6 protein-coding genes and 1 pseudogene are annotated in these 6,973 nt (G+C 43.5%); 2 read left to right on the top strand and 5 right to left on the bottom strand.

The annotated features are described in order from the left end of the window. Positions 1–95 precede the first annotated feature (95 nt). The gene (birA, locus tag ACFORF_RS10445; protein WP_380427977.1) at positions 96–1,034 is read left to right on the top strand and encodes a bifunctional biotin--[acetyl-CoA-carboxylase] ligase/biotin operon repressor BirA; all 939 of its coding nucleotides are present in this window, start codon (positions 96–98) and stop codon (positions 1,032–1,034) included. Here birA and ACFORF_RS10450 read toward each other — a convergent pair. The 3 genes from ACFORF_RS10450 to ACFORF_RS10460 form a co-directional block, all read right to left on the bottom strand. Then, positions 1,021–1,212: a DUF3272 family protein gene (locus tag ACFORF_RS10450; RefSeq protein ID WP_380427979.1), complete on the bottom strand. Its 192-nt coding sequence runs from the start codon at positions 1,210–1,212 to the stop codon at positions 1,021–1,023. The two genes, birA and ACFORF_RS10450, sit on opposite strands and share 14 nt — an antisense overlap. 88 nt (positions 1,213–1,300) lie before the next feature. Beyond that, on the bottom strand, positions 1,301–2,983 hold the full coding sequence (gene dnaX, locus ACFORF_RS10455; RefSeq protein WP_380427980.1) for a DNA polymerase III subunit gamma/tau: 1,683 nt from the start codon (positions 2,981–2,983) through the stop codon (positions 1,301–1,303). Further along, positions 2,983–3,480: a GAF domain-containing protein gene (locus tag ACFORF_RS10460; protein ID WP_380427982.1), complete on the bottom strand. Its 498-nt coding sequence runs from the start codon at positions 3,478–3,480 to the stop codon at positions 2,983–2,985. The genes dnaX and ACFORF_RS10460 overlap by 1 nt, the downstream gene beginning before the upstream one ends. A gap of 122 nt (positions 3,481–3,602) precedes the next feature. Here ACFORF_RS10460 and ACFORF_RS10465 point away from each other — a divergent pair, with 122 nt between their 5' ends. Beyond that, positions 3,603–5,366, top strand: a complete 1,764-nt coding sequence (locus ACFORF_RS10465) for a glycerophosphoryl diester phosphodiesterase membrane domain-containing protein (protein WP_380427984.1) — start codon at positions 3,603–3,605, stop codon at positions 5,364–5,366. 182 nt (positions 5,367–5,548) lie between these two features. Here ACFORF_RS10465 and ACFORF_RS10470 read toward each other — a convergent pair whose 3' ends face one another. Further along, a complete protein-coding gene (locus ACFORF_RS10470; RefSeq protein ID WP_380427986.1) occupies positions 5,549–6,274 on the bottom strand; it encodes an alpha/beta fold hydrolase in 726 nt (241 codons plus the stop codon). A gap of 256 nt (positions 6,275–6,530) precedes the next feature. Then, positions 6,531–6,872, bottom strand: a pseudogene (locus ACFORF_RS10475) (translation factor (SUA5)); the annotation flags it as partial. Between the last annotated feature and the right edge of the window lie 101 nt (positions 6,873–6,973).

Raw genomic sequence — 6,973 nt, forward strand, 5'->3', positions numbered from 1 at the left:
CAGTATATCAACTAATCCCTAAAAAGACAAGGACTTCATACAAAGAGTCCAAATTTTTCTGTTCCAACTCGCCTTATTTCTGCTATACTGAAAGTATGAAAACATACGAAAAAATTTATCTCATTCTTAGCCAGACTAATGATTTTGTCAGTGGGGAGGACTTGGCAAAAGAACTCAAACTCTCTCGAACAGCCATTTGGAAAGCTATCCAAGCTTTGGAAAATCAAGGTTTGATCATCGAATCTGTGAAAAACCGTGGCTACCGCTTAGTGGCAGGAGACCTACTTTCTCCTGCTTACCTATCAGAAATTCTCTCTATTCCTATAAGTCTTAATCCAAAATCTGCATCAACGCAATTAGATGCAAAACTCGGTATCGAAAATCAAGAGGTAGCGCCCAAACTCTATCTTGCAAATTCGCAAACCCAAGCCAAAGGTCGCTTTGGACGTCAATTTTTTGCAAATGAACAAGGTGGTATCTACATGTCTCTCCGCCTGACCCCAAACCTACCTGCGTCAGAGCTACCAGCCTATACAATCATGATGGCTAGTGCTATTGTCAAATCCATTTGGAGTCTGACCGATAAAACACCTCAGATTAAGTGGGTAAATGACATCTACCTCGAAGAGAAAAAAATAGCAGGGATTCTAACAGAAGCTATCACCTCTATTGAGACTGGACTAGTCACTGATGTCATCATCGGGGTTGGTTTAAACTTTGCCATTTCAGAATTCCCAACAGAAATTGTAGACAAGGCTGGTTCCCTCTTCGAGAACACCCCACCCACTATCAGTCGCAACGACCTCATTGCAAAAATCTGGCAGATTTTCTTTGAAGCAAAAGAAAAAGACCTGATTAAGGTCTATAAGGATTTTTCTATGGTACTTGGTAGAGAAGTTACTTTTACTGAATCTGGTCAGGACTGGCAGGGGCAAGCCATTGCTATCACCGACAAAGGCGGACTTATTGTTAAACTCCCATCAGGACAGGAGAAAGAAATCAGCAGTGGCGAGGTCTCTCTCACTTCTTGGTGAGATGCTTGAGAACATTATTGGTAAACTGGTCCACACGATAGGCTAGACGCAAATTACGGTAGAGGAAAAATCCCCAGAAAGCCACCAGTAAATATTCCTGAGCAAAAAAAGCTTCGGTCATAAAAATAGTTTCAAAGGCACTAGAAACGGCCATAATAATAAATTGAAAAATTGGCATGAGTCTATTATAACAAATTCTTGGAAAATTTTTGCAAAAAATCTTAAAAGCTCAGTGGGTATGATCCTCCTGAGCTTTTAAATTGAGTTCAGTCTTCACTATACTGGATTTTTTCAGCTAAAAAAGCGAAGTTATCTGGTATCTGTGGTGTTGGAACTTCTTCTTCAACTGGCCCTTCTCCTGTTTGAGTTTTCAATTTCTGGGCAAACTCAGTACGGATGGCATTGAAGTCTCGTCTGGGCACGGCCAAGATATTCGGAGAGAACCCTGCAGCCTTGGACATAATATTACCAAACATGGCATTGAGGTTACTCCGGTTCATGGCCTGTTCAGCATTGAAAGCCGCATCAAAGGCTAAGATAGCATTTTCACGGTTGGCAAGAACGGGTTCAGACCCCATGAGTAGGGCTCGGTCCTGGGCAGAGATTGAATCCAAAATCTCATTCCAGGCATCCTTGAGGGAGGTTAAATATTGACGGGACTGCTGGCTATCAACCACCGTTTCTTCCATGATGGCCATGATTTTAGTCTTGTCCACCTTGTACTGGAAGTTCTGAGTTTTAACTCGGACTGAACTTGGAGTTGGTGAAGCTCCACCTGTCTCTCTGAGCTGGGCAATTTCTTGCTTGAGGGCTTGGATTTCTTGTCTAAGGGCTGAGATTTCCTCAGTGGAAGCCCCACCAGTTACCTGCTCTGCTATTGCTCCCGTCGAAGAAGCCAAACGCAGGGTCATCATCTCTGCGTAAATCTTAGGGTGAGTACCGGTCTTGATTTCAACCAAAGACTGGGTCACGGTCTCGATCATAGCAAATAGCTGATCTGTCTCTGCTGATGCAAGGTTAGCTTGGAAAAGCTCTCTGCTAGTGATGACCTGGCCACCAGCCTGGGCTACCAAAAGGTCTCTCAGGTAGTTAAGCAAGTCCGTCGCAAAGCGACTCATGGACTTTCCACTATCAAAAATCGTCTCCAAGTCTGCCAAAGCATCTGTCGCATTCCCAGCTAAAACATGACGAACATAACCATCAAGGGCAGACTGGGCAATAGAACCCGTAATCTCCTCAGCAACTGCAACAGTCACCGTCTGATTTGAGGATAGACTTAAAGCTTGATCTAATATGGATAGGGCATCCCGCATTCCACCTTCTGCTCTACGAGCAATAATGTCTAAAGCCTCGTCCTCATAGCTAATGCCTTCGTCAGCCAGTACCTTGGCCAAGTGATTGCGAATCGCTGCTTGCTTGATGGACTTAAACTCAAAGCGTTGCACGCGCGACAGGATGGTCGCTGGAATCTTATGGAGTTCCGTCGTCGCTAGAATAAAGACCACATTTTCTGTCGGTTCTTCCAAAGTCTTTAGTAAGGCATTGAAAGCGCCCGTGGAGAGCATGTGAACCTCATCGATTATATAGACCTTATAGGTCGCTCGACTGGGTGCATAGGTCGATTTATCACGAATATCACGGATTTCATCAACCCCATTATTAGAGGCTGCATCGATTTCAATGACATCCTCCAAAGCACCCTTGGTAATATCCTGACAGAGGTCACAGACATTGCAGGGTTCCCCATTGACCTGATTGGGACAGTTCATGGCCTTGGCAAAAATCTTGGCGGCGCTAGTCTTACCCGTCCCACGGGGACCTGAAAAGAGATAGGCGTGACTAATTTTCCCAGATTCAACCGCCTGCTTGAGGGTTGTCGCAATGACTTCCTGTCCGACCATTTCGTCGAAAGTCTGACTGCGGTATTTTCGATAAAGGGCTTGATACATCAGGCTTCAACTCCAAACATTTTAAAATTAAAGAGGGTTTTATCCAATAGTAGAGCGACGAACTTCTCCAAGTACTCCTGGTCGATAGCGTCATAATCGTCAACCAAATGCGAGTCCAAGTCTAGAACTCCAACTAGCTGACCATTTTTCACCATAGGAACAACAATCTCACTTCGAGCTGCAGAATCACAGGCAATGTAATTGGCATGCTTGGTCACATCTGGAACAATCAGGGTCTCTCGTTTCTGTGCAGACTCCCCACAAACTCCTTTGCCCAAGGCAATATGAACACAGGAAACTCCACCTTGAAAGGGACCCAAAATCAATTCTTTTCCATCATAGAGGTAAAAACCTGTAAAAACAGAATCAGGCAGGGTTGTGTTTAACAGTGCCGAGCCATTGGATAAGTTGGCTAGAGCATTGGTCTCATTTGCAAAAAGGGCTTCAGCCTGGGCCAACATCAATTGGTAGGCTTGAATTTTTTCTTGTCTTTTCATATGAACTATTATATCAGAAAATCAGCTGGAAAGAAGTAAAAGCCAATCAAAACATAATTTCTAAATGACTTCTGTCCTCAAAAAAGCTTGATTTTCTAGTTTTCCTATGGCAAACTAGGTCTATGACTTATTTACGAACTGAATTTCAAAAAGTTTACTATAACCTAGACAAGATTTTGGTCTTGTTCTTCACCTCTTTTGTCTTTATGGAAATCGCCTGGATTCCATTGAATTCTTGGTTGGCAGAAAAGCTACTGGCTCTTACAGGACATGCCTATCTCTCTCCGACCAATATACTAGAGGTCTTCTCTGAAAATTGGCTGGTAACGGTTGGATTTTTCCTGCTTTTCATTGCAAATGTCCTGGTAGCCTACCTGGAGATGGCTCTGCTATTTATCGGCATCAACCAGCTCATGGACCCCAAATTACAGGACCTCAAGGACTACCTCTCAGATGTTAAAACAGGTTTTCTAGAGACCGCTCGGGAAATCCGGCTCAGCAAAATTATCTTTGTCCTCTTCTTTTCTGTGGTCCTCTTCCCCCACATGCGGAAGGTCTTTAACATCTACTACTTTAACAAAATTGTCCTACCGCAATTTATTGTTGATTATGTCATTAATCAGACCAATCTTCTAGGAATAGTGATTCTACTCGCTTTGGTTCTCCTGCTCTTTTGGGCCTCTACACGTCTCATGTATGCATTGCCACAAATTTATCTAGAGCACAAGACAGTCAAAGAATCCATAGCCTATTCACTTGCCAAAACTGATGGACAAAAACAAAAATTAGCCATTTGGGGACTGATTCGCGTCAGTTTGACTGCTTTCCTGGTCTTTTTAGCTATTTCTGGATGCCTTATTGGCTGGCAAGCTGTCCTTGATTTCTTACCTGATAAGATTTCAGGCCTTCTGGCTGTTTTCAATTTCGCCCTTATTCAACTTGCCTACTACGGCGCCATTGCGGTCTTTCTGATTAAATTTATTGGCCTCCTGACGGAACAAACGCTCCCGACCTATCGTCGTAAACGGCTCCGCCATCGTTTCCAGTTCTCCATCATCCTCCTCTCCATGCTTTACTTTACAGGTCTAGGCGTCCTCTATCTCTACGCCCCCTTTGATACCGTTCCAGTGACGATTTCGCACCGTGGCGTTGATAATAAAAATGGTGTACAGAATACCTTACCAAGCCTGGAAAAAACAGCTGCCCTTAAGCCAGACTACATTGAGATGGATATTCAGGAAACTAAGGATAAACAATTTGTAGTCATGCACGATAACGATATCGAGGCCCTGACTGGTTTTCCTGGCGGAACCCATGATTACACCCTATCCGAACTCACCCAGATGACCGCCAGTGAAAACGGCCAGTCCGCTCCCGTTCCGTCTTTTGATGACTATCTAGACAAGGCTGATGAACTTGGTCAAAAACTTATCGTTGAAATCAAGGTTAACGATGAAGATTCTCGCGATTTAACCAAACGATTCTTGAAAGCCTACGGAGATAGACTGATCAAGAAGGGGCATCAAATCCAATCACTGGACTATCAAACTATTATAGAAGTCGAACAAGAACAGGAAGACCTCATTACCTACTTCATCTTGCCCTTCAACTCTATTTACCCACATACAACAGCAGATGGCTATACCATGGAATACACCAGCTTAGACGACTCCTTTGTCACGCGCTCCTGGTTTAACCATAAGACGGTTTACGCCTGGACTCCCAATGACAAGGAGAGCATGATGCAGATGATTATGCTGCAGGTTGACGGCATCATCACCGACAACCTAACGGAACTTAATAGCACCGTTGAGGAAATTCAAGAGGACCTAGACTACTCTCAACTCCTCACCCTCTATGTCCAACAGATGATCCAACGTTTCTAAAATTACAAACTCAAAATAGAACAATAAAGGCCTTAGAATCTAGTGCACTAAGCTCCTGATCCTAAGGCTTTTTGTGAACTTGTAATTTATGTCCCAATCGACATTGTTTTCACAAGCAATAAATATTCTTAATCCTCTAAATTCACACCAAGTAAGTCAAAAAAGGAGATGAGTAAAGCAATCTATACCAGGTAGGTTCTGACCACTTTTGCTAATTTTTCTGGACACTCTGTATGTGGACTGTGCCCACAGAAAAGTTGACTATCAATAGTGATATAGGCTGGGATAGCCTCTAGCATAGCTGTTTTCCAATCAGGACAGTCAACCGTTTGCGGAATGAGAACGGTGTTGCAAATCACTTGTGTCAGAAAACCTTGGCAGGCACGCTGCAATCCTAATAATGTCAAAAAGGTATCTTCAACCATATTTAATTGATAGTGGCCATCCCTTGTGAGATAGACGCTTGCTTGAGCAGCTTGCTCTAGATGTTCAGACCAATAAGGAGCATCTGCTCTGCTCATTTCTACAAAATCTTCCAATCGGTCGAAGTTCATCTGCTCAAAGTAGGACTTGGTATCAGCAATCTCGTCGTCGAGAGACATAAGGGCATCAAAATCATAGTAGCCTCCGTCTAGCAGGATGAGTTGTTTGATAGCAGGAATTTGTGTAGCCAGATAAGGCGCTAGATTGGCTCCCATGGAATGGGCAATTAGAATGATGTCACTTTCTGGGTCAATTTTCTGTCCAAACCACGCTACCAAGTCATCTAGATTTGCAAGCTGGGTCTCTTTTTCCAAGCCATGTCCTGGTAATTCGATGACAGTTATCTCTTCATCTAAGTAGTGAACAAAATCAGTCACTTCGAAGCGGTTGCAACCACCGCCACATAAAAAATAAAGTTTTCTCATAGGTTGATTGTACCATAAAGAGGCTGGATGTAAAATCCAACCTCACTATCTAGAATTCATTTCGACGTTTTAACGCACTGGTTGAATGGCTGTTTCGTTTTCGTTTTACGCTCCGCAACAAGCCTAACGAATGTGGGAAACTTTGTTCCCCTTATTTCCAACCTCCAACAGTCACTTCCCTGACTGTTGGAGCTGTGCGGGGGGGGAAGACGAACTCTTTTTGTATTGTAGGAGTTCTTTCCCACTCCCCTTTTTCTTAATAATATTCCCCTTGGCGGTAGTTCCAGGAGTTGAAGTGATCAGAGAGGTGCATCATGATTTTATCGATATCAAGCCCTTTACGGATAACCACTGGACAGTTGTTAACAGAACGGCTGCCTTCGCCTTGTTCTGGGATGAGTTTGCCGTCTGCGTCAACCATAGAGACCATAACACCTTGCTCATAACGCGTTTCGATGGTCTTGTCGGGTTGGATAGAAGCCACATAATCATCAGCTTCGATGACCAAGTCAACCATAGACTCGATACGCTCACCGATACCTTCAACCTTACCACGGTTTCCTTTACCAGATGGGTTAGCAGATGAAGCATAGACCATGTGAAAAGAACCCCTTATAATGGACAGTATAAAAAGTACTATACTGTTCTTATAAGGAGGTTCTTTTCTCATGGCTAAAAAAGGAAGTAAATTTACAAAGT

It is taken from the genome of Streptococcus caprae, assembly GCF_042649745.1.
GTDB classification, from domain to species: domain Bacteria; phylum Bacillota; class Bacilli; order Lactobacillales; family Streptococcaceae; genus Streptococcus; species Streptococcus caprae.